At 70.8% G+C, this 23059-nt stretch carries 21 protein-coding genes; 6 read left to right on the top strand and 15 right to left on the bottom strand.

Annotation, left to right across the window (positions count from 1 at the left end; translation table 11 throughout):
- Positions 1-18 precede the first annotated feature (18 nt).
- The 9 genes from P8T65_RS07865 to P8T65_RS07905 form a co-directional block, all read right to left on the bottom strand.
- Positions 19-1023: a sugar phosphate isomerase/epimerase family protein gene (locus tag P8T65_RS07865; RefSeq protein WP_316724635.1), complete on the bottom strand. Its 1005-nt coding sequence runs from the start codon at positions 1021-1023 to the stop codon at positions 19-21.
- 12 nt (positions 1024-1035) lie between these two features.
- A complete protein-coding gene (locus P8T65_RS07870; protein WP_316724636.1) occupies positions 1036-2388 on the bottom strand; it encodes a Gfo/Idh/MocA family oxidoreductase in 1353 nt (450 codons plus the stop codon).
- 152 nt (positions 2389-2540) lie between these two features.
- A complete protein-coding gene (locus tag P8T65_RS07875) occupies positions 2541-3578 on the bottom strand; it encodes a substrate-binding domain-containing protein (protein WP_316724637.1) in 1038 nt (345 codons plus the stop codon).
- Positions 3579-3614: 36 nt separating this feature from the next.
- Complete coding sequence (locus P8T65_RS07880; RefSeq protein ID WP_316724638.1) at positions 3615-4637, bottom strand: ABC transporter permease; 1023 nt, start codon at positions 4635-4637, stop codon at positions 3615-3617.
- Complete coding sequence (locus tag P8T65_RS07885) at positions 4634-6217, bottom strand: sugar ABC transporter ATP-binding protein (RefSeq protein ID WP_316724639.1); 1584 nt, start codon at positions 6215-6217, stop codon at positions 4634-4636. Before P8T65_RS07885 ends, P8T65_RS07880 begins: the two co-directional genes overlap by 4 nt.
- Positions 6218-6357: 140 nt before the next feature.
- Positions 6358-7539, bottom strand: coding sequence for an ROK family protein (locus P8T65_RS07890; protein WP_184901599.1), 1182 nt, complete (start codon positions 7537-7539; stop codon positions 6358-6360).
- Between the two features lie 470 nt (positions 7540-8009).
- Complete coding sequence (locus P8T65_RS07895; protein WP_184901597.1) at positions 8010-8684, bottom strand: GntR family transcriptional regulator; 675 nt, start codon at positions 8682-8684, stop codon at positions 8010-8012.
- A 203-nt stretch (positions 8685-8887) separates the two neighbouring features.
- The gene (locus P8T65_RS07900) at positions 8888-9826 is read right to left on the bottom strand and encodes a beta-ketoacyl-ACP synthase III (protein ID WP_316724640.1); all 939 of its coding nucleotides are present in this window, start codon (positions 9824-9826) and stop codon (positions 8888-8890) included.
- 166 nt (positions 9827-9992) lie between these two features.
- Positions 9993-10466: a hypothetical protein gene (locus P8T65_RS07905; RefSeq protein ID WP_316724641.1), complete on the bottom strand. Its 474-nt coding sequence runs from the start codon at positions 10464-10466 to the stop codon at positions 9993-9995.
- A gap of 212 nt (positions 10467-10678) precedes the next feature.
- On the opposite strand from P8T65_RS07905, the gene P8T65_RS07910 reads away from it, so the two are divergent.
- On the top strand, positions 10679-11605 hold the full coding sequence (locus P8T65_RS07910) for a M23 family metallopeptidase (protein ID WP_316724642.1): 927 nt from the start codon (positions 10679-10681) through the stop codon (positions 11603-11605).
- Positions 11606-11647: 42 nt separating this feature from the next.
- Here the strand turns inward: P8T65_RS07910 and P8T65_RS07915 are convergent, their stop codons facing one another.
- From P8T65_RS07915 to P8T65_RS07925, 3 genes are all read right to left on the bottom strand, one after another.
- Positions 11648-12601: a serine/threonine-protein kinase gene (locus tag P8T65_RS07915; RefSeq protein WP_399098530.1), complete on the bottom strand. Its 954-nt coding sequence runs from the start codon at positions 12599-12601 to the stop codon at positions 11648-11650.
- Entirely contained in the window at positions 12598-13455 is an 858-nt protein-coding gene (locus tag P8T65_RS07920; RefSeq protein ID WP_399098532.1) for a serine/threonine protein kinase, read from the bottom strand. Before P8T65_RS07920 ends, P8T65_RS07915 begins: the two co-directional genes overlap by 4 nt.
- A gap of 210 nt (positions 13456-13665) precedes the next feature.
- Positions 13666-14289 carry a hypothetical protein gene (locus P8T65_RS07925; RefSeq protein ID WP_316724644.1) on the bottom strand — a complete coding sequence of 208 codons (624 nt, stop codon included), beginning with the start codon at positions 14287-14289 and terminating at the stop codon, positions 13666-13668.
- 282 nt (positions 14290-14571) lie between these two features.
- On the opposite strand from P8T65_RS07925, the gene P8T65_RS07930 reads away from it, so the two are divergent.
- Positions 14572-15120: a YciI family protein gene (locus P8T65_RS07930; protein ID WP_316724645.1), complete on the top strand. Its 549-nt coding sequence runs from the start codon at positions 14572-14574 to the stop codon at positions 15118-15120.
- A 69-nt stretch (positions 15121-15189) separates the two neighbouring features.
- Here the strand turns inward: P8T65_RS07930 and P8T65_RS07935 are convergent, their stop codons facing one another.
- A complete protein-coding gene (locus tag P8T65_RS07935; protein ID WP_316724646.1) occupies positions 15190-16182 on the bottom strand; it encodes a glycosyltransferase family 2 protein in 993 nt (330 codons plus the stop codon).
- Between the two features lie 136 nt (positions 16183-16318).
- On the opposite strand from P8T65_RS07935, the gene P8T65_RS07940 reads away from it, so the two are divergent.
- Entirely contained in the window at positions 16319-16789 is a 471-nt protein-coding gene (locus P8T65_RS07940; protein ID WP_316724647.1) for a GtrA family protein, read from the top strand.
- A 122-nt stretch (positions 16790-16911) separates the two neighbouring features.
- Positions 16912-18351, top strand: a complete 1440-nt coding sequence (locus P8T65_RS07945; RefSeq protein ID WP_316724648.1) for a hypothetical protein — start codon at positions 16912-16914, stop codon at positions 18349-18351.
- 56 nt (positions 18352-18407) lie between these two features.
- On the opposite strand, the gene P8T65_RS07950 is transcribed toward P8T65_RS07945, so the two are convergent.
- The gene (locus P8T65_RS07950; protein WP_005482503.1) at positions 18408-18545 is read right to left on the bottom strand and encodes a hypothetical protein; all 138 of its coding nucleotides are present in this window, start codon (positions 18543-18545) and stop codon (positions 18408-18410) included.
- A complete protein-coding gene (locus P8T65_RS07955; protein WP_316724649.1) occupies positions 18511-19845 on the bottom strand; it encodes an OFA family MFS transporter in 1335 nt (444 codons plus the stop codon). Before P8T65_RS07955 ends, P8T65_RS07950 begins: the two co-directional genes overlap by 35 nt.
- Positions 19846-20139: 294 nt before the next feature.
- Between P8T65_RS07955 and P8T65_RS07960 the strand changes: the two genes are divergently transcribed.
- Positions 20140-21111, top strand: coding sequence for a 2-dehydropantoate 2-reductase (locus P8T65_RS07960; RefSeq protein ID WP_316724650.1), 972 nt, complete (start codon positions 20140-20142; stop codon positions 21109-21111).
- Entirely contained in the window at positions 21108-23054 is a 1947-nt protein-coding gene (locus tag P8T65_RS07965; protein ID WP_316724651.1) for a molybdopterin-dependent oxidoreductase, read from the top strand. The genes P8T65_RS07960 and P8T65_RS07965 overlap by 4 nt, the downstream gene beginning before the upstream one ends.
- Positions 23055-23059: the final 5 nt, after the last annotated feature.

The following is a 23059-nucleotide window of genomic DNA, read 5'->3' on the forward strand; positions in this document are numbered from 1 at the left end:
CCGGAAGACAGGGGACCGTTACTCGTTGCCGCCGAACGCCGCGTCGAACGAGGCCGTCGGCGGTTCGAAGTCGAACGCCTTGAGGCGCGCGAGGGCTTCGGGGGCGCCCTGGAGCCGGTCCATGCCGGCGTCCTCCCACTCCACGGAGATCGGGCCCCGGTAGTCGATCGAGCGGAGCATCCGGAAGACGTCCTCCCAGGGGACGTCGCCGTGGCCGGCCGAGACGAAGTCCCAGCCCCGGCGCGGGTCGCCCCAGGGCAGGTGTGAGCCGAGGCGGCCGTTGCGTCCGTCGAGCCGCTTGCGGGCCTCCTTGCAGTCGACGTGGTAGATCCGGTCGCGGAAGTCCCACAGGAACCCGACCGGGTCGAGGTCCTGCCACACGAAGTGCGAGGGGTCGAAGTTCAGCCCGAACGCCGGGCGACGGTCAACTGCATCCAGTGCGCGCTGAGTTGTCCAGTAGTCATAGGCGATCTCGCTCGGGTGGACCTCGTGCGCGAACCGCACGCCCTGGGCGTCGAAGACGTCGAGGATCGGGTTCCAGCGCATGGCGAAGTCGTCGTAGCCGCGCTCGATCATCGACTCGGGGGCGGGCGGGAACATGGCGACCAGATGCCAGATGGCCGAGCCGGTGAAGCCGATGACGGTGTCCACGCCGAAGGCGGCGGCGGCCCGCGCGGTGTCGGCCATCTCGGTGGCGGCCCGCTGCCGTACGCCCTCGGGCTCGCCGTCGCCCCAGATGCGGGCGGGCAGGATGGCCCGGTGGCGTTCGTCGATGATGGCGTCGCACACCGCCTGCCCGACCAGGTGGTTGGAGACGGCCCAGCACTTCAGGCCGTACTTCTCCAGGAGTTGGTGGCGGGAGTCGACGTACGACGGGTCGGCGAGGGCCTTGTCGACCTCGAAGTGGTCGCCCCAGCAGGCGAGTTCGAGGCCGTCGTAGCCGAAGTCGCGGGCGAGGCGGCAGACCTCTTCGAGGGGGAGGTCGGCCCACTGGCCGGTGAAGAGCGTGAAGTCGCGCGGCATGTGCGGGCCTCCTCAGACCGTTGTGGGGGTGTGGGACGGTGCGGGGGACGCGAAGTGGGTCGGGGTGTAGACGGAGTTCTTCTCGGCGCTCTCCTCGACCGCCGCGAGCACCCGCTGCACCTGCAGCCCGTCCGCGAACGAGGGCTCGGGCCGTCGGCCGGCCGCCACGGCGTGGACCAGGTCGCGGGCCTGGTGGACGAAGGTGTGCTCGTAGCCGAGGCCGTGCCCCGGCGGCCACCAGGCGTCGAGGTAGGGGTGGTCGGGTTCGGTGACGAGGATGCGGCGGAAGCCGGCGTGGGCGGCGGGCTCGGTGTGGTCGTGGTAGGAGAGTTCGTTGAGCCGTTCGAGGTCGAAGGCCAACGAGCCGCGTTCACCGTTGAGTTCGATGCACAGGGCGTTCTTGCGGCCGGTGGCGAAGCGGGTGGCCTCGAAGGAGGCGACGGCTCCGGAGGCGAAGCGACCGGTGAACAGGGCCGTGTCGTCGACGGTGACCGCACCCCGGCCCGCGGTGCCGACAGAGGACGCGAGACCACTGGTCGCCCCGGCCGGCAGGGGCCGTTCGCGGACGAAGGTCTCCATCAGCGCGGACACCCCGACCACCGGCTCGCCCGCCAGGTACTGCGCGAGGTCGACGATGTGGGCGCCCAGGTCGCCGAGCGCCCCGGAACCTGCGGACTCCTTGCGCAGCCGCCAGGTCAGCGGGAACTCCGGGTCCACGAGCCAGTCCTGAAGGTATGTCACCCGTACGTGCCGCAGGGCGCCCAGTCGGCCCTCGGCGACCATGCGGCGAGCGAGCGCGGTGGCGGGCAACCGACGGTAGTTGAAGCCCACCATCGCCAACCTGCCCTGCGCGTGGGCCTCTTCGGCCGCCGTCGCCATCCGCTCCGCCTCCGCGACGGTGTTGGCGAGCGGCTTCTCGCAGAGCACGTGCTTGCCGGCGGCCAGCGCGGCGAGCGCAATCTCGGCGTGGCTGTCACCGGGGGTGCAGATGTCCACGAGGTCGATGTCGTCGCGGGCGATCAGCCGCCGCCAGTCGGTCTCCGTCCCCGCCCACCCGTGCCGGTCCGCCATGGCCCGCACCGCGTCCGCGTCCCGCCCGCAGACGGCGGCGAGCACGGGAGTGAGCGGCAGGTCGAACACGCGCCCCGCCGTGCGCCACCCCTGCGAGTGCGCGGCCCCCATGAAGGCGTACCCGACCATCCCGACCCGCAACTGCGGCTTGTACGCCCCTCCGGCGAGCCCGGCGGGCCACTCCCCGGCACGAGGACCGGCACCGGCCGGGGGACCGGCCCCGGGCCCCGCGTCGGGCCCCGGCGCTCCTGACTCCTCCGCCTCGGCCTGGTCGGGCTGCTGCGGCTGTCCCATGCGTGTGTCCTCCTCGTGGTGGCGCGGTGGGGGGTGGGGCCCGGGTCGGCGGTCCGGGGCCGGGTCCCGCGTCGTCCCGGCCCCCGGTCGCGGTCGGGCCCGTGGTCCCGGTCGGGTCCGTGGTCCCGGTCGGGTCCGTCGGGCGGGACCCGTCACTTGAAGCCGGTGGCCATGTACTGGTCGACGTTGTCCTTGTCGACGACGGCCGAGTACAGCGTCAGCGAGGACGGGATCTCGAACTCGGCGAGGCCACCGACCCCCTTGCCCTGGCCGAGGGCGCGGGCGAGGTCGATCGCGGAGGCGGCCATGGTCGGCGGGTAGAGGACGGTCGCCTTGAGGACCCCGTCGTCCTTCTTGATCGCCTGGAACGCGGAGAGCGCGCCCGCGCCGCCGACCATCAGGAAGTCGTCGCGCCCGGCCTGCTCGATGGCGCGCAGGGCGCCGACGCCCTGGTCGTCGTCGTGGTTCCACAGGGCGTCGAAGTTCGACTGGGCCTGCAGGAGTTGGGCCATCTTGGCCTGCCCGGACTCGACGGTGAACTCGGCGGCCTGCCGGGCGACCTTCTTGATGTTCGGGTAGTTCTTCAGGGCGTCGTCGAAGCCCTGGGTGCGCTGCTTGGTCAGCTCCAGGTTGTCCAGCCCGGCGAGCTCGATGACCCGGGCGTCGCTCTTGTCCTTGAGCTTCTCGCCGATGTAGTGGCCGGCGTTGAGGCCCATGCCGTAGTTGTCGCCGCCGATCCAGCAGCGGTACGCCTGCGGGGAGTTGAAGATCCGGTCGAGGTTGACCACGGGTATGCCGGCCCGCATCGCCTTGAGGCCGACCTGGGTGAGCGCCTTGCCGTCGGCCGGCAGCACGACCAGGACGTCGACCTTCTTGTTGATGAGGGTCTCGATCTGCCCGATCTGCTGGGCGGTGTCGTTCGATCCCTCGGTGATCTCCAGGGTGACGTCCTCGTACCGCTCGGCGCGGCTCTTGGCGTTCTGGTTGATCGCGTTGAGCCAGCCGTGGTCGGCCTGCGGTCCGGCGAAGCCGACGGTGACCGCCTTGCCGGGCTTGTCGTCGGCGGCGGGCTGGTCGTTCGCGGCCGGGTCGTCCTTGGTCTCGTTGCTGGTGCAACCTACGAGGAGGGCGCCGGCCGAGACGGCGGCGGTCCCGAAGAGCAGTCCTCTGCGGCTGGTGAACTCTGGCATGGCGGTGGACCTTTCGCGTGTCGGCTCTTCGGTGGGTCAGGTCGTCGTGCTGGCCGTGCGTCGCTGGACCAGGACCGCGGCGACGATGATCGCGCCCTTGGCGATCTGCTGGACGTCGCTCTGCAGGTTGTTGAGCGCGAAGATGTTGGTGATCGTGGTGAAGATCAGGACACCGAGGACGGAGCCGGTGATGGTGCCCCGGCCGCCGCTGAGCAGGGTGCCGCCGATGATCGCGGCGGCGATGGCGTCGAGTTCGTAGAGGTTGCCGTTGGTGTTCTGGCCCGAGCCGGAGAGCACGATCAGCAGGAAGGCGGCGATGCCGCAGCACAGTCCGGAGAGCAGGTACAGATAGAGCCGCTGGCGCCGGACGTCGATGCCCGCGAGGCGGGCCGCCTCCGCGTTGCCGCCGACGGCGACCGTGCGCCGGCCGAAAGTCGTGCGGTTCAGCACGAGCCAGCCGATGATCGTCACGAGTGCGAAGACCAGGACGAGCGGCGGGATGCCGAGGACGTACGCGTCGCGTTCGCCGAGGTCGAGGATGGCGTCGACGGTGACGACCTGAGTGCTGCCGTCGGTGATCTGGAGGGCGAGTCCACGGGCCGAGGCGAGCATGGCGAGGGTGGCGATGAAGGGGACCATCCCGCCGTAGGCGATGAGCAGTCCGTTCACCAGGCCGCAGCCGACGCCGACGATCACCGCCGTGAAGAGGATGCCGGCGAAGCCGTACTCCTGTGTGGCCACGGTCGTCGCCCACACCGACGCCAGGGCGACGATCGCCCCCACGGACAGGTCGATACCGCCGGAGGTGATGACGAAGGTCATGCCGACGGTGACCACACCGATGACGGAGGCCTGGGTGAGGACGAGTTGGAGGTTGCGGGTGTCGAGGAACTCGTCGGGCCGGGTGGCGCCGCCGATGACGATCAGCGCCGCCAGGACACCGAGGAGCGAGAGGGTGCGCACGTCGGCGCGGAACACGAGGGTGCGCCAGGCCGGCGGTTCACTGACGGGGGGCGCCTTGTCGGCGCTGTCCCGGGGCGGGGACACGGGCTGGGTCATGACGCCGGGCTCCCTTCACCGGTCGCGGGGCTCCCCGCACCGGCCACCGGACTTGCCACACTGGCCACCGGGTTTCCTTCCATCACGAGGTCGAGGACACGGTGTTCGTCGAGTTCACGGGCGGGCGCGGTGTGCACGACCCGTCCCTCGCGCAGGACGAGCACCCGGTCGGCGAGGCCGAGGACTTCGGGCACCTCGCTGGAGACCAGCAGTACGGCGAGCCCTTCGTCGGCGAGCCGGCGCACCACTGCGTACAACTCGGCGCGGGCTCCGACGTCGACGCCCCGGGTCGGCTCGTCGAGCAGCAGGACCCGGCAGCCGCGCAGCAGCCAACGGGCGAGGACCGCCTTCTGTTGGTTGCCTCCGGAGAGGGTGCGGACGGGGACGGCAGGGTTGTCGGGGCGCAGGGACAGCTCGCGGGTCGCCGCGCGCGCTCCTTTCAGCTCCGCCGCCCGGTCGATCCAGCCGACGCGCGCGAAGCGGGACATCGACGACACGGAAACGTTTCTGGTGACGGACTCCAGCATCAGCAGCGCCTGCGCCTTGCGCTCCTCGGGAGCGAGCCCGAGCCCGGCCCGTACGGCGGCCCGCACGCTGCCGAGCCTCAACTGCCGGCCCTCCACGATGACGTGACCGGCCGTGGGCTTGCGGGCGCCGTAGATCGTCTCCAGGATCTCCGAGCGTCCGGAGCCGACGAGTCCGGCGAGCCCCACGATCTCGCCGGGCCGCACGTCCAGGTCGAACGGCTCGAACTCCCCAGCGCGCGCCAGTCCCCGCACCTGGAGGACGGGCTCGACGGCGGCCGGGGGCGCGGGCGGGCGGTCGGGGAAGACGTACTCGACGTTGCGCCCGGTCATCAGGGCCACGACCTCGCGCGTCGGCGTGGACTTCGCGGGCAGCCCGCCCGCCACGGCCCGACCGTCCTTCAGTACGGTCACCCGGTCGCCGATCCGGCGGATCTCCTCCAGGCGGTGCGAGATGTAGACGACGGCCACACCGTCGGCGGTCAGGTCGCCGACGATCCTGAACAGGTTGTCGACCTCGTCCGGGTCGAGGGCGGCCGACGGTTCGTCCATCACGATCAGCCGTACGTCGTGGGAGAGCGCCCGCGCCATGGACACGATCTGCTGCTGGGCTGCCGACAACTCACCGACCAGCCGCGCCGGATCGACCTCCGGATGACCGAGTCGCTTGAGCAGCGCGGCAGTCGACGCCCGCGCCGCTTTCCCCCGTACGACGAAGCCGGCCGCGGTGGGCTCGTGTCCGAGGTGGACGTTCTCGGCCACCGACAGCCCCTCGACCAGGTCGAGTTCCTGATAGATGGTGGCGATGCCGAGGCGCATGGCGGCGATCGGGGACTTGAGGGTGACGGGTTCGCCCCGCCAGGTGATGGTGCCGTCGTCGGGCTGGTGGGCGCCGGCCAGGACCTTGATCAGGGTGGACTTGCCGGCGCCGTTCTGGCCGAGCAGGCAGTGGACCTCTCCGGCCTGGACGTCGAGGTCGACGCCGTCCAGGGCCCGGACTCCGGGGAACGACTTGGTGATGCCGGACATGGTGAGCAGCGGTAATTCTGGTGCCATGAGTTCCCCTTGGCGGGCGTGCGGGCCGGTTTCAGGGCGAAGCCGTCTGCTGGGCAGGCGTTTCGGGCAGGGCGAGGCAGAGCGCTGTGCCGGTGGGCCCGGGCGGTCGAGGGCCTAGGCGGGTGCGAACGGAAGAGGGCTCACGCGGGTGAGAACAGGTGGTCGCTGATGAGACGGGCCGCGCCGATGACTCCGGCGGTGGGCCCCAACTCCCCCAGCACGATGGGCAGATTGTTGGTCGCGAGAGGCAGTGACTGACGGTAGACCTGGGTGCGGATGGCGGCGAGCAGGGTGTGGCCGAGGCCGGTCACTCCGCCGCCGATCACCACCAGGCCGGGGTTGAAGAAGCTGACGAGTCCGGCGATGACCTGGCCGGTGCGGTTGCCACCCTCGCGTATCAGGTCGAGCGCGGTGGCGTCGCCGGCGGCGGCCGCGGCGGCCACGTCGACGGCCGTGAGGGTGCCGTTGGTCTCCAGACGCGAGGCGAGTTCCGCCGAGAGTCCCTGCTGGGCGGCTTCCCTGGCGTCGCGGGCGAGGGCGGCGCCGCTGAAGTGGGCCTCCAGACAGCCCCGGTTGCCACAGGCGCAGGGGCGGCCGTCCGGTACGGCGAGGATGTGCCCGATGTCGCCGGCGCTGCCCGTCGTACCGCGGTGGACCTCACCGCCGACGACGATGCCGCAGCCGATTCCGGTGCCGATCTTGACGCAGAGGAAGTCGCCCACGGAACGGGCCACGCCCGCGTGCATCTCCCCCATCGCCATCAGGTTCACGTCGTTGTCGACCATGACGGGGCAGCCGAGTTCCTGGCTGAGCGCCTCGCGGACCGGGAACCCGTCCCAGCCCGGCATGATCGGAGGGGCGACCGGGACTCCCTCCGGGAAGCGGACCGGTCCGGGAACGCCGATGCCGGCGCCATCGAACCCTTCCGCGAGCCCGGAGGCCTTGAGCTTGGCCGCCATGGACAGCACCTGCTCGAAGACGGCGACCGGGCCCTCCCGGACGTCCATCGGCTGGTTGATGTGCCCGAGGATCTCCAACTCGGCGTTGGTGACGGCCACATCGATCGAGGTGGCACCGATGTCCACGCCCAGGAAACGCAGTTGGGGAGCGAGGCGGATGTTGTGCGAGCGGCGGCCACCGCGCGAGGCGGCGAGTCCGTCGGCCACGACCAGTCCCGTCTCCAGGAGCCGGTCCACCTCCACGGCCAGTTTCGACCGCGAGAGGTCCACCCGATCGCCCAGCTGGGCCCGCGAGTTGGGCCCTCCGTCCCGCAACAGCCGCAGCAGCCGTGCCTGATGCGCGTTCGCGGGTCGAGCCGTCATACGTCTCACAAGCCCCTCCCCGCCTCAACCGGCCGCAACGTCCGTCGGGTTCCGGCCACTTCGCCGCGACCGACCTTTCGCAGGGGAACGTAGCAGCGGCTGCGGGGGCTGGGAAGAAGTTGCGCAGGAATTGCCGTCAACTTTCTCCACTGAGAGGACAAAGGGTGTCACGGCGGCGGCGGGGACGCGCACGCCCCGGAAGGTGCGACCGACGAGGAGCGGGGCCGGAGGCGGTCTACCGGGCGAGCAACGGCGCCCAGCTGCCACCAACTCACCGCCGCCCGCCCACCAGCGACGACGCGCCACGAGCGGCTGTCGGCGCCGAGGTCCACGAGGGCCAAGGCCCACGAGGTTCAGGACGGCCGGGTCCGCGACGGCCGAGGCCCACGACGGTCTGGCGCCCCGCGTCGGCGGCGCGCGAAGAGGGCGGCCGTCTCAGAGACAGCGGCCGCCCTGCTCGTGAATCTCCGTCACTTCTCCCGCTCGTGGTACGTCTTGCGGGTGTGTTCCGTGTGGGCCCGCATGACCTCCGTGGCCCGCTGTTCGTCGCGGCCCGAGATCGCCGCGATGAGTTCGCGGTGCTCGATCCAGGACTGGTGGCCGCGTTGCCGGGCGACCGGGGTGTAGTACCAGCGCACACGGCGGTCGACCTGGGCGGCGAGTTCGGCGAGGACCGTGTTGCCGGCCAGCTCCATGACCTTGGCGTGGAAGCGGGCGTTGAGGGCGACGGCCGCGTCGACGTCGTCGGCCTCGACGGCCCGCTCGCCCTCCGCGCAGAGCTCCTCCAGGGCCGTGATGCCCGCCGTACCGGCGTTCGCCGCGGCGAGACGGGCGGCCTCGGCCTCCAGCAGGGTGCGGACGGTGAGGAGTTGGTCGGCCTCCGCCTCCGTCGGCTCGTGCACGAACGCGCCCTGGGCGGGCCGGAGGTCGACCCACCCCTCGGTGTTGAGCCGCTGCAGGGCCTCGCGGACGGGCTGCCGGGAGACCCCGAGGTGCCCGGCGAGTTCGCTCTCGACGAGGTGCTGGCCGGGGCGCAGCGCACGGGTGGTGATGAGTTCGAGCAGGGCCTCGTAGACGCGGTCGCGCAGCGGACCGGGGCGTTCGAGCTTGGGCACGGCCCCTTGTGGAAGTCCTGTCGACAACATTGGGGTCCCCCTCCAGAGCACCACTGGATGTCACGCACACGGAAAGTCAACGGCCCGTACTGGAAAGAACTCGGAAGAACGGGAAAATCCAAGTCAACAGCCAGTATGGATTGGCTTTCGTCTACAGTCTACGGGCCACAATGGCCAGCCCGATGGAGGGTCGGACTCGTCACATCGCCGTCATCGCGCCACGAACGCCCTGATCAGGGGCAGCGGACCACCTGTCCGGCGTAGGACAGGTTGCCGCCGAAGCCGAACAGCAGCACGGGGTCGCCGGAGGAGATCTCGCCGCGTTCGACGAGCTTGGAGAAGGCGAGGGGGATGCTGGCGGCCGAGGTGTTGCCGGAGTGGACGACGTCCTTGGCGACGACGGCGTTCACCGCGCCGATCTTCTCGGCGAGGGGCTCGATGATGCGCAGGTTGGCCTGGTGCAGTACGACCACGGCGAGGTCGGCGGGGGTGAGCCCGGCCTTCTCGCAGGCGGCGCGGGCGATGGGCGGCAGCTTGGTGGTGGCCCAGCGGTAGACGCTCTGCCCCTCCTGCGCGAACCGGGCGGGGGTGCCCTCGATGCGTACGGCGTTGCCCATCTCGGGCACCGATCCCCACAGCACCGGCCCGATGCCGGGCTCCTCGGCGGCCTCGACGACGGCCGCGCCCGCGCCGTCCCCGACGAGGACACAGGTGGTGCGGTCGGTCCAGTCGGTGACCTCGGACATCTTGTCGGCGCCGATGACGAGGGCCCGGGTGGCGGCGCCCGCGCGGACGGCGTGGTCGGCGGTGGCCAGGGCGTGGGTGAACCCGGCGCACACGACGTTGACGTCCATGGCGGCCGGGTTCGGGATGGAGAGCCGGTGCGCGACCCGGGCCGCCATGTTCGGGGAACGGTCGACGGCGGTGGAGGTGGCGACCACGACCAGGTCGATGGCCTCGGGACCGAGTCCGGCTGCGGCGAGCGCTTTGGCGGCCGCGTGCCCGGCCAGCTCGTCCACCGGCTCGTCGGGGCCCGCGATGTGCCGGGTGCGGATGCCCACTCGGCTCGTGATCCACTCGTCACTGGTGTCGACCAGGCCCGCCAGGTCCTCGTTGGTGAGGACCTTGGCGGGCTGGTAGTGGCCGACGGCGGCGATTCGCGAGCCGTTCATGGGTGGTTCCCCTCGTTGCCTGTGGTCAGCGGGATCCACCAGTCTGATCAGTGACTCACGGGTACGAGGGCGGGTGAGGCGACAGTAAAGCGTGGCCCGAGTTGTGGGCTTCTGTCAGACCCGCGGCGAGCTCCGGCATGATCGGCGTGCCCGGATCGATGTGCCCTCAGCAGAGATCGAGGCGGTCGAAGTCGTACGTCTCGTGGTTCGGGACCTCGTGCCTCGAGTTGTCCGCCGGGATGTACCGGTGGTACTTGGGCCCCCAGAAGTGGACTTCGGCTCCGCCGGTCTGGTGGTTGACGACAGCGAGCGCGTCGATGAAGTTCGAGAGCGACCGCGTATCGCACTTGTACAGGTGGAAGAGGCTGTGCTTGCCGTCGCCCTGGCCGACCGAGACGCAGGCGATGCCATTGCGCGCGGCGCACAGGGACAGCCTCGCGTCCCGAGTGAAACTCGACACATCCCGCTCCACCGCCTCGCCCGAGAACAGCGGGTAGATCTCCGGCGTCCATGCGGCCGCTCCGGTCGCACCGGTCGGTGCTGCCTGTGCCGGTGCCTGCGCCGCCAGCGGAAGGGCCACCGCGGCGATCATCGTCGCGGCCATCGCAGCCGCCCGCTCGCTGATCCTTCTCAACCTCACGTGATCTCCTCCGTAGTCGCGACCGATGCAGCTGTGCACCGACGGTTCGCAAGCTAGCCGTGGAACTGCGGGACAGGGCATCCGGAACGTGCGGGGGTACCTTTCCCTGCCGCATCGGACACCGTGGCGACGCGACAGCCATGGGGATCGGTGACAGGGAGGGGTGGGGCTACATGCGGTTCCGACGAGGGAGAGGTCCTGGCTCAGGGGCCATGGCTCTGGTGGTGTTCGTGGCGCTCCTGACGACGCTGGCGGCCACGGCACCGGCCACATCGGCCGCGCCGGGAGCCGCGCGCTCGGCGGCAGCGGCGCCGGCCGCCAGACCCGACTTCAGACTGCCCTTCGCCTGCGGGCAGAAGTGGCAGCTGCAGACGTACCGAGGGCACGCGCCGGACGACAAGAAGCTCGACATGTACCGGGTCGGCGGGAACACCCTCGGCGCCCTGGTGGCCGCGTCCGCGGCCGGCACGGTCACCGAGCTCTTCGAGCCGGGTGGCCTGGAGATCAATCACGGCAACGGCTGGTTCACGGTCTATCTGCACATGGACCGCATCGACGTACGCCGCGGGCAGCAGGTCGCCTCCGGAGCCACGCTCGGGCGACTGGGCCTGGTCGGCACCACCTCCGCACACCTGCACTACGAGCAGTTGTACGACACCAACGGGGACAACAACGGCGAGAACGACGAGATCGTCCACCCGGTGATCCAGGGGGCCGAGTACCGGCTGTCACCGGACGACACCTTCCCCCAGGTGACCAGCACCAACGCCTGCGGTGGCGGCGGTGGCGGTGGAGGTGGCGGCGGCCAGCCGGTGCGGTACTGGGTGGACACCTTCGCCGACGCGACCGGTTACGCCGCCGTCGACTGCGTCGGCGACAGCAGGCCCACGTGCGCGCCTCAGGGCAAGCTCTACAAGGGCACCAACTACGTCCTGTGCAAACTGCAGGGGGACAAGGTGGAGGTGGGGACCTCCTACAACCACTACTGGCTGCTGACCGACCTCGACGAGGTGGTGCCCGGTGGGAAGGCCCGTGCCTTTGTGTCGGCGTACTACCTCCAACGGTGGGGGAACGACGAGGCGAAGGACAACGACGGCGTCGAGATCCGCAACTGCGAGCCCCACGAAGTTCCCAGGTGACGTCTCAGCTCCCAGGTGACGTCTCAGCTCCCAGGTGACGTCTCAGGGACCGGCGGGCGGCACCGGCGCCCTCCGCATCCGGGTGAGCAGGCTCTCCGCGGTGTGGACGGCGCGCTGGGCGTGCGTCGGCGCCAGGCAGTCGGCGGCCAGTTCGCGCCAGACGGGCGGTACGGCGTCGTCCAGACGCAGCGGGGCGCGCCCATGGGCGTACTCCTGCACCGCCGCCCCGCGTGCCACCGGTGTGGCCCCGGGGAACGGTGAGGTCCCGCCGGCGAACATCTCGTGGATCACGATGCCGAGAGCCCAGATGTCGTGGCTGGGCCACACCTGCACGCCGCGCTCGTCCAGCGGGGCCCTCCAGCGTTCCGGGGGCAGATAGTCGGGGGTGCCCAGCGGCGGCATATGGCCGTGGGTGCCGTCGGGGCTGTCCAACTCGGCGGCGAGACCGAAGTCCGAGAGTCGGACGGAACCGTCGGCCATGATCAGTACGTTGTCGGGCTTGAGATCGCCGTGCACCCAGTTGATGCCGTGCAGATGGGCCAGACCTTCGCAGATCCCGGTGAGGATGCGCGACGCCGCGGGCTCCGTCGGCGCCGGGCCGTCCTGTTCGAGGAGCTGTCGCAGGCTGTGCTCCGCCCGCTCCATGATCAGGACGACGGCTCCGTCCAGAGCGGGGTCGCCGGGTTCGCTGAGCACCACCGAGTCGAGCATCCGGATCAGTCGTGGATGGCGGGTCCGGCGCCCGAACTCGGTCTCGCGTCGGGCGGTCTCCACGAGAGCGCGCGCCTGACGTGGGGACGGTCCGGCGGTGGGCAGGAACTTGAGCGCGACGGCTCGCTCCCGCCCGCCCTCGGACCGGCCTCGCGGTTCGTCGCCCCTCGGGCTCGCGGGCCGGCCCTCGTGGACGGCTCCCCAGCCCCCGCTCGCGATCCGTTCCCCGACCTCCCAGTCGCCCACCCGGTAGCCGGCCGGTAAGTGGGCCAGGGGCGCGCTCATCCGACGCACGCTCTCGCCCGTACGCCTTCCGCCACGCGCGGAGGCAGCAGACCCAGGTGCTCCTCGCGGACCAGTCCGAAGCGGAGTGCGAGCCCGACGATCGCCTCGCGCTTGCCGTTGCGGCGGGCGCTGGGCCCCGGGTCCGTCGCGGAGACGGCGACCAGCCGGAGCTTCTCCTCGGCGAGGTAGTCGATGTGGGAGCTGACAGCGCGGGCGGTGAGCCCGCGGTACCCCGGGCAGTTCCTGAGACGTTCGACGATCTGGGGCGTGGTCGGCACGGCGATCACCGACTCGTCGCGCAGCCGGGGCTCGCAGAGCGCCACCAGGATCAGGAAGTAGGTGGCGGTCTCGTCCAGGGAGTAGGCGACGAGGGTCTGTGTCCCCCACCGGCCGCCCGCGAGCTGCGCGCGGTCGGCGTCGAGGTACACGTGATCCGGCGCGAACACCTGGAAGCTCACCGTCGACCCCCGGGTCGGCAGGACGACCCGGGCGAACTCGAAGGGGATGGGCGCCCCGGCCCGGCGCGGTGGGACGCGTAAGTACTCCCCGGCCCCCTCCGGGTTCTCCACCAAGTAGCTCTGGGTGGGGCTGAAGTTGCTCAACTGCCAGTGGTCCTCGGTCACCCGTATCTCGCCCGCCAGCCGGGAGACCGCCGGATCGCCGAGCCGCACCTCCACCGGGGTGTCGGCCGAACCGCGCCCGAACCGGGCGACGTCCCCCGGTCCCAGACGCAGGGTCACCGGCGCCGCACCTTGTCCCCGGGCCTCGACGTGGCCCCCGTTCTCCACCCCGTGGCCGCAACCACCTCCGTTCCTCTGTCCGTCCCGCGGAAGATGAATCGTCACTCCGCTCATCACAACGCCCCCCGATCCTTGCCGCCCCGTCCCGTCCGCCCTGACGGACACCGCCGACCGAGGTCGCGATGCCCGCATGTGCCTCGGACGCCACAGGAACGCGTTCCGTTCGCTCTCCGCCCCGGCCCCGTGTGCCGGCAGTGCTACGGGGCTGTCCTTCCGTCCCCCTGGCGGGAGGACGGCCCCTGGCACTGTGCGGTGGACGTCCGGTCAGTACAGCTTGTTGACGGCCGTGGTCGTGGTCTTCCTGAAGGCGGCCACGGGCGCACCGGTGAAGTCGCCCAGCTGCTGCCACTGCACGACGGTGACGGTCTTGCCGTCCCGTCCCACCGACAGCAGGGAGACATCGGTGGACCCGCCCGCCGTCTCGATGTTCACGCCGCGGACATGGGCGCCCTCCTCCACCGGCAGCGGGCCGAAGTCCCGGCCCTCGGCGTCGACGTCGGGCGAGTTCGCCTCCAGGCGGTCGGCGCAGGTGCGGATCAGGTCGTCGTAGTGCTTCGCCAGGGCCTTGGCCTGGGAGGCCGAGCCCGTCACGACGGTCAGTTGCACGGCGCTGGTGTCCACGTCGGTGCGGAACTCCCGGTGCCGGTAGTCCCAATCGAGCACGCCCTCCGTGCTCACGCAGACGCCGAGGGCCTCCGGGAACCCCTCGGTGACCGGCCCGGCGGTCCAGGACGACGTCGGGTGCGGGGGCAGCTGGGACGCCGACAGGAACTTGGGCGCGGCGGCCTTCGTGGCGGCCCCGGCGGCCGACGCCGTCGACACCGCGCCCGCCGAGAGGGCGGCGACGGCGAGAGCGGCGAGAACGCTCGTACGCATACGCATGGACATGGGTGTTCCCCCTGGGATGAGTGGTGCGTGGTCATGAACGCCCCGAAGAGACCGGTGGTCGGCCGGACCCCGCTCGGTGCGACACCAAGAGCATCAGCGGTCACCACAGCCAGGCGCAACAGCCGACGGCCCATCGAGCACCCTGGAACCATCCCACCCCACCTGACCTGCGGTTAGATGGGTGCCTGGGATACGGTCGCGGCCACGTCGGGCCGTACGTCGCGAAGGGCCCGGTCGCGAAAGTCCGTTGAGCCGCCGCCGGATGTCGGGGAGGGTCTGGTCATGGAGTACTTCTGTTACCACCGCGACCGGCCCGGCTCCCTCCCGTTGCGCGAGGAGCTGCTGGAGCAGCACTGGTCCTACATGGACGGGTACGAGAAGGAGCTGATCGCGCGCGGCCCGACGTTCGCCGGTGACGGCGAGACTCCCACCGGCAGCGTGCACATCGTCGACCTGCCCGATCCCGCCGCCGCCCGCGCGTTCGCCTTCGACGAGCCCAACTACCAGGCGGGCGCGTACCGGGACGTGCTGCTGCGCCGGTGGCGGAACCTGCTGGGGCGCACCATGTGGGAGTTTCCGGGTGGCGCCGGCGGCGGCAACCGGTACCTGGTGTTCGGCCTCGGCTCGGGGCCGGCCGCCGACGTCGACGTACCGTCCGACCAGGACGATCTGATCGCGTACGGGCCGCTGCTGTCCGACGACGGCACCGCGTGGCTGGGGACCGCGGTGCTGCTCAGAGCCCCGGACCCGGATGCGGCACGCGCCGTCCTGACCGCGGACCGGTACGCCACCGTCGAGGTCCACGACTGGGAGTTCGGCGGCCGGCGCTGAGGCGGTGTCGGCGTCGGTTCGGCGGCCGGCGCTACGGCGGTGTCGGCGTCGGCGTCGGGACGAACCGGGTCAACGGCTGCCCGAGGCGTTCCTGGCGGGCACAGGGCCGGTGCCGGGCCGGTGCCCCGTGTAGCGCGGTCGGCGGCCCGGCGCCGCGTAGGCCAGGTGCACGAGACGGGAGTGTTCCTGACGCATGTGCATCAAGGACTCCAGGATGTAGCCGACGAGCAGGACGAGCACGGCGATCGTCATGATCGCGGCGGCGAGGATCGCCGTGGGGATGCGCGGCACGGTGCCCGTGCGGATGAACTCGGCGATGACGGGGATGCCGAGGACGACCGAGACGAAGGCCAGGATTCCCGCGACCACGGTGTGGACGAGCGAGGGCCGCTCGCGCCGGGCGAGATCGAGGATGACCCGCAGGATGCGCCAGCCGTCCCGGAAGGTGCGCAGTTTGCTCTCGCTCCCGGCGGGTCTGACCCGGTAGTCCACCTCCACCTCGGCCGTGGGCAGCCGGAGGTGGAGCGCGTGGATGGTCATCTCGGTCTCGGTCTCGAACTGGCGGGCCAGCGCCGGGAAGGACTTGACGAAGCGGCGTGAGAAGACGCGGTAGCCGCTCAGCATGTCGGTCACGTCGTTGCCGAACAGGGACCGCACCGCGCCGGTGAGCAGCCTGTTGCCGGTCGCGTGCCCCACCCGGTAGGCCTCGCTGACGGTCTCCCGGCGGGCGCCGACCACCTGGTCGTACGGCCCCTCGAAGAGCAGGTCGACCAGGTCGCGTGCCCGGGACGCGTCGTAGGTGTCGTCGCCGTCGATGAGCAGCAGGGCGTCGGCGTCGACATCGGCGAAGGCCCGTCGGATGACGTTGCCCTTTCCCTTGCGCGGTTCCTGACGGACGATCGCGCCCGCTGCCCGGGCGACCTCCACCGTGCGGTCGGTGGAGGCGTTGTCGTACACATAGATGTCCGCCTCGGGGAGCGCCATCCTCAGGTCGCGCACCACCTTGTCGACGGCGGCCTCCTCGTTGTGACACGGCACGACACACGCGATCGTCGGTTGCACGGCCGCTCCTTACCTGACCCGCCGTCGGACGACGACAGAACTACGGATGACGACGGAATTTCGAATGACGATAGGAAATAATGCGTTATGGGCGCGTCCGGACGGTCAGGACGCGCCGGGTCGTTACTCTCGCCGTGTGCTGGTCCTCGTATCCATGGCGCTGCGTGTGCGTGACGCCGTCCGGGGCGTCTGGCGCGAGGCCGCCAAGTTCGGGGCCGTCGGGGCGCTGGCCTTCGTGGTGGACAACGGCGGCTACAACCTGCTGGTGTTCGGCTTTCCCGGCGGCGCGGAGGGCGGGGTGATGCGAGCCGACCCCGTGCCGGCCTCCGTCGTCGCGACGTCCGCCGCGGCGCTCTTCAGCTGGGCGGGGAACCGCTACTGGACCTACCGCCACCGGCATCGCGAGAACATGACGCAGGAACTGGCCCTGTTCCTGTTCGTGAACGCGGTCGGTGTCGCCATCACCGCGGGCACGGTCTTCGCCTCACGGCATGTGCTCGGACTGGAATCGATGGCGAGCGACAACGCCGCCCGCGTCTTCGGCTGGGTCCTCGCGACCTTGTTCCGCTTCGTCACCTACCGGCGCTACGTCTTCGTCGCACCGTGACCGCCGGCGCGACCCGATCCCCGCCTCGCCCCGATCCCCACCGCGGCCCGAACCCCACCTCGCCCCGCCCCGCGTCGCGCCCCGCCCCGTTCGGTCCCGTCGGCGCTGTTAGCATCCGCCGCATGGGACAAAAAGTGCATATTCCGGGCGAAAAGCGCTGGAGCTGGTGGCTGACCGGGACCGCCGTCGCGTGTTGCCTGGCCACGTCCGTCGTCTTCACCCCCGGGTTCATGAGTCCCGACAGCATCGACCAGCTCCGGCAGGCCATGGGCAGGACGCCGCTGACCGACTGGCATCCGCCCGTGCTGAGCCTGGTGTGGCGCGCACTGATCGCCGTCACCGGGACGCCCGCGTCCATGGCCGTCCTCCAGTCCGTCGTCCTCTGGGGCGCGCTGTGGGTGCTCGCCCGGTGCGTCTGGGAGATGACCGCGAGCCGTGGCGGTTCGCTCGCCGTCCTCGGTCTCGGGCTGACTCCCCCCGTACTGACCTTCGTCGGCGTCGTCTGGAAGGACGTGCACGCGGCCTGCGCACTGCTGGCGGCCTGCGCGGTGGCGTTCGTCGGGCTGCGGCTGCGGGACCGCGGACTGTCCCCCCGGATGCGCTGGGGTCTGCTCTGGCTGGGCGTGCTCTTCCTCGCCTACGCCGTGCTCGTGCGCAAGAACGCCTTCCTCGCCGCGATCCCGATGTTCGTCCTGCTCGTCCTCGCACTGTGGCCCTCCCCCGGGCGCCGTACGTGGGCCGCGTGCACGGCGGCGCTGGTGGCCGCGGTCGTCCTGCCCGCCGCGGCGATCTCCTTGATCGCGCGGCCCGTGCAGACGGATCAGGGCGCGCAGATCGTGCTCGACGACCTCGTCCACGTGCTGACCGTGGAGGAACTGCGGTCGGCCGACGTCCGGCCGGAGCTGCGGGACCGCCTGGTGGCCGCGGCCGAGGAGTGCGACCGTGTCGACGCCCTGTCGGACGCCTACTGGGCCTGCTACGAACGCTCGCCGGACGGCATGGCCGGCGACGCGGACGAGCTCACCTCCCTGTGGCTGCGCGAGATGCGCGGACATCTCTCCGGCTATCTCCAGTACCGCCTGCGGGTCTTCACCGCCCTGCTCTTCGAGACGGGCTACGTGTACCAGCCGGGGGTCTTCGCCAACGACCTCGGCATCGAGGTGGCCCGCCCCCGGCTGGAGGCCACCCTCGCCTCGTACGTCAACGGCGTGGCCACCGATCTGCGGCCGCTGTTCCGGGGATGGTTCTGGCTCGCCGTCGCGCTCGTGCTCGCCGTCCGTCCGGGCAGGGGGAGGTTCTCCCTGCCGATCCGGGCGCTGGGCATCAGCTCGCTGGCGTACGTGCTCGGCTATCTGCCCATCGTCCCGGCGACGAACTACCGCTACGTCTACTGGCCTGCGCTCGCCTGCGCGCTCGGTGTGCTGCTGCTCTGGCTGGACCGCGGCGCCCCCGACCGGCCCACGGCGGGCTCCGGCGTCCGGCACGACAGCGCCGCCGTCACCCTCCCCACCGCCGTGACGGCACATCAGCCGACAGCCGCCGAGGACCGGTCCGCGACGTGAGTGTGCCGATGCCGGATTCACCGGCATCGGCAACGGCAACGGCACGGTCGTGGCGCTCACCCGGTGAAGAGTTGCGTGGCCTTCCGTACGAGTTCGTACAGCCCGTAGGCGAGCGGAACGCCCACCCAGATCCACGCGAAGACGATCAGGGGGCGCCGGTCAGGCGGGTTCGGACTGCTGTCGCTGGACGACATCGGCGGCCTCCCTCGGGGCGGGGATGTGGAAGCGGGGGTGGACGGGCCGGACCAGCTCGTTGGCGACGAAGCCGACGACGAGCAGCCCGATCATGATGAAGAAGGACGTGCCGTAGAGGTCGGAGCCGGACTTGCCCGCCTCCTCCTGCCGGTCGGCGATCCAGTTGACGATCAGCGGTCCGAGGACACCGGCCGTGGACCAGGCGGTGAGCAGCCGGCCGTGGATGGCGCCGACCTGGTAGGTGCCGAAGAGGTCCTTCAGATAGGCGGGGATCGTGGCGAAGCCTCCGCCGTAGAAGGACAGGATGACCAGGGCGCAGACGATGAACAGCGGCTTGGAGGAGTCGCCGAACTGCGCGATCAGCAGGTACATCATCGCGCCGACGCCCAGGTAGACGCGGTAGATGTTCTTGCGCCCGATGAGGTCGGACGTCGAGGACCAGACGATACGGCCCGTCATGTTGGCCGCGGAGAGCAGCGCGACGAAACCGGCGGCCGCGGTGACGGTGACCGGGGTGGAGGAGTCCGCGAAGAAGTCCGTGATCATCGGGGCGGCCTTCTCCAGGATGCCGATGCCCGCGGACACTTTCATGCACAGGATGACCCACAGGCACCAGAACTGCGGGGTGCGGATGGCGTTGTGGGCCGAGACCTGCGGGCCCGCGAGGACGCTCGGTCCGCTGTCGACCGGTTTCTCGGTGCGCGGCACCCGAACCAGCAGGACGCCGAGCAGCATGAACACGGCGTACGACAGTCCGTGCACCAGGAAGGCGAGGGCGATGCCGGAGGAGTCGGAGCCGAAGGACTCCAGCATCTGGGCGGACCAGGGCGAGGCGATCAGCGCGCCGCCGCCGAAGCCCATGATCGCGATGCCGGTGGCCATGCCGGGCCGGTCCGGGAACCATTTGATCAGGGTCGAGACGGGCGAGATGTAGCCGATGCCGAGACCGATGCCGCCGACGAAGCCGTAGCCGAAGACGATCAGCCAGTACTGCTCGGTGGCCGCGCCGAGGGAGGCGAGCAGGAAGCCGGAGGAGAAGCAGATGAGCGCGACGGTCATCGCCCAGCGCGGCCCGTTGCGCTCGACGAGGGTGCCGCCGAACGCGGCGGACAGGCCCAGCATGACGATGCCCAGCTGGAAGGGCAGGGCGCTCTGGGTGCCGCTGAGGCCGAGCGCGGCTTCGAGCGGCGGCTTGAAGACGCTCCAGGCGTAGGCCTGTCCGATGGAGAGATGTACGGAGAGCGCGGCCGGGGGGACGAGCCAGCGGCTCCAGCCCGGAGGCGCGACGGGGGGACTCATGATCCCGGACGGTAGGGAGTGGCGCGGGAGTTGAGAAGGCGGCGCGTCGACCGTATGCGATGAACGGTATCCACCGCGCGCCGAACGGTCGTTCCCCGGCCGGACCCGCCTTCGCGTACCGGCCACCTTCATGACCGGGTCATGCCTTGCCCGGTCGTCGCGCGAAGTCTTGCCCGGTCGTTGCGCGAAGTCTTGTCGGCCCAACTTCCATACTGTAGACAATATTTCGTCGACACAGTTCGAAACAGTGCGCCGTCTCCGCGGTATCCCTCGACCGAACGGAGCTCCCTCACCATGAAAGTCGCAGTTCTCGGCGCCGGTGCGATCGGCGCCTATGTCGGCGCCGCTCTCCACCGCGCCGGCGCGGACACGCATCTCGTGGCCCGTGGACCGCATCTGGCGGCCATGAGGCGGGACGGGGTGCGTGTGCTCAGCTCGCGCGGGGACTTCACCGCCCGCGCCCACGCCACCGACGACCCGGCCGAGATCGGCCCGGTCGACTTCGTGTTCCTGGGCCTCAAGGCCAACTCGTACGCGGCGTGCGGGCCGCTGATCGAGCCTCTGCTGCACAGCACCACGGCGGTCGTCGCCGCCCAGAACGGCATCCCCTGGTGGTACTTCCACCGGTACGGCGGCCAGCACGACGGCCACCGCGTCGAGAGCGTGGACCCGGGCGGCGCGGTCAGTGCGGTGCTCGCGCCCGAACGGGCCGTCGGCTGTGTCGTCTACGCGGCCACCGAGCTCGAAGGGCCGGGCATCGTACGGCACCTGGAAGGCACCCGGTTCTCCATCGGGGAGCCCGACCGTACGGTCTCGGCGCGCTGTCGGGCGTTCAGCGAGGCCATGGTGGCGGGCGGTCTGAAGTGTCCGGTGGAGCCCGACATCCGGGGCGACATCTGGATCAAGCTGCTCGGCAACATCTCGTTCAACCCGATCAGTGCCCTGGCCCGCGCGACCATGCGGCAGATGTGTCTGCACGGCGGCACCCGCAAGGTCATCGAGACGATGATGGCCGAGACGCTGGCCGTCGCCGAGGCCCTGGGCTGCGAGGTCGGGGTCTCCATCGAACGGCGGATGGCCGGCGCGGAACGCGTCGGCGACCACCGCACCTCCACGCTCCAGGACCTGGAGCGCGGCAAACCGCTGGAACTCGACGCCCTGCTGGCCGCCGTCGTCGAACTGGCGGACATCACCGGCGTCGAGGTGCCCACACTCCGCACCGTCCACGCCATCTCGGACCTGCTCGCGCTGAGGAGCGCCGCGTGAAGAACCGGCAGAAACAGCAGAAATGGCAGAACCGGCAACCGAAGAGCTACACCAGGCTCACCCGTCCCCTCGTCCGCGACTCCCGCGACGAGCCCTTCCGGCAGGCGAGTTGGGAGGAGGCGCTGGACCGGGCCGCCCGTGGCATCGAGCGCAACCGCGGCGCGTTCGGCATGTTCTCCTGCGCCCGCGCCACCAACGAGATGAACTACGTGGCGCAGAAGTTCGCCCGCGTGGTCATGGGCACCAACAACGTCGACTCCTGCAACCGCACCTGTCACGCACCGAGCGTGGCCGGCCTGTCCGCCGCCTTCGGCTCCGGCGGCGGCACCTCGTCCTACGAGGAGATCGAGCACACCGACGTCATCGTGATGTGGGGGTCCAACGCCCGCTTCGCGCACCCGATCTTCTTCCAGCACGTGCTGAAGGGGATACGCAACGGCGCCCGGATGTACGCGGTCGACCCCCGCCGGACGTCCACCGCCGAATGGGCGGAGAGCTGGCTGGGGCTGAACGTGGGCACCGACATCCCGATGGCGCACGCGATCGGCCGCGAGATCATCCACGCGGGCCTCGTCAACGAGGCGTTCGTCGAGCGGGCGACCACCGGCTTCGAGGAGTACCGGGCGCTCGTCGAGCCCTGGACGCTCTCGCTCGCGGAGAAGGTCACGGGCGTACCGGCCGCCGCCATCCGGGAGTTGGCGCACGCATACGCCCGCGCCGAGCGCGCCCAGCTGTGCTGGACCCTCGGCATCACCGAGCACCACAACGGCACGGACAACGTCCGCGCGCTGATCAACCTCTCACTGCTGACCGGTCACGTGGGCCGCTACGCCTCCGGGTTGCAGCCCCTGCGCGGCCAGAACAACGTGCAGGGCGGCGGCGACATGGGCGCCATTCCCAACCGGCTGCCCGGCTTCCAGGACATCCACGACCCCGAGTCCCGGCTGAAGTTCGAGTCGGCGTGGGACACCGTCATCCAGCCGCACTACGGGCTGAACCTGACGGAGATGTTCGAGGCCATGGAGGAGGGGTCGCTGAAGGCCGTGTACTGCATCGGGGAGAACCCGGCGCAGTCCGAGGCCGACAGCGAGCAGGCCGTGCGGCGCATGCGGGAGCTGGACTTCCTCGTCGTCCAGGACATCTTTCTCACGAAGACAGCCGAGCTGGCCGATGTCGTGCTGCCCGCGACCGCAGGGTGGGCGGAGACGGACGGCACGACCACCAACAGCGAACGGCGGGTCCAGCGGGTGCGCCGGGCGGTCACCCCGCCCGGGGAGGCCCGCGAGGACATCGACATCATCTGCGACCTCGCCTCCCGGCTCGGGCACGACTGGAAGTACGCCGACGCCGAGGCCGTCTGGAACGAGTTGCGGTCGGTGTCGCCGGCCCACTACGGCATGACGTACGAGCGGCTGGCGGAGCACCAGGGCATCCAGTGGCCCTGCCCGGACACCGACCGGCTCGAACCCACCTATCTGCACGGCCGGTTGTGGGATCCGGACCCGGAGCGACGGGGCAGGCTCGCGCCCTTCGGGATCGTCCGGCACGACCCCCCGGTGGATCTGACGGACGAGCAGTTCCCCATCCGGCTGACCACCGGCCGGCGCCTCGACTCCTACAACACCGGTGTACAGAGCGGCGGTTACGCCTCACCGCTGCGGCGCGGGGAGTACATCGAGCTGTGCCCGGAGGACGCCGAGCGCTACGGGGTCACGGTCGGCGAGGAGGTCCAGGTCTCCTCGCGGCGCGGGTCGGTGACGGCACCGGTGTGGATCGACCTCGGGCTGCGGCCGGGCCTGGCCTTCATGACCATGCACTTTCCCGACGAGGTGGACACCAACCAGCTGACGATCGAGGCCAACTGCCCGATCGCGGGGACGGCGGAGTTCAAGGCGTCGGCGATCCGGATCGAGAAGCTGCCCGTCGCGACCATCGTGAGGTGACGTCA

It is taken from the genome of Streptomyces sp. 11x1 (assembly GCF_032598905.1).
GTDB lineage: Bacteria > Actinomycetota > Actinomycetes > Streptomycetales > Streptomycetaceae > Streptomyces.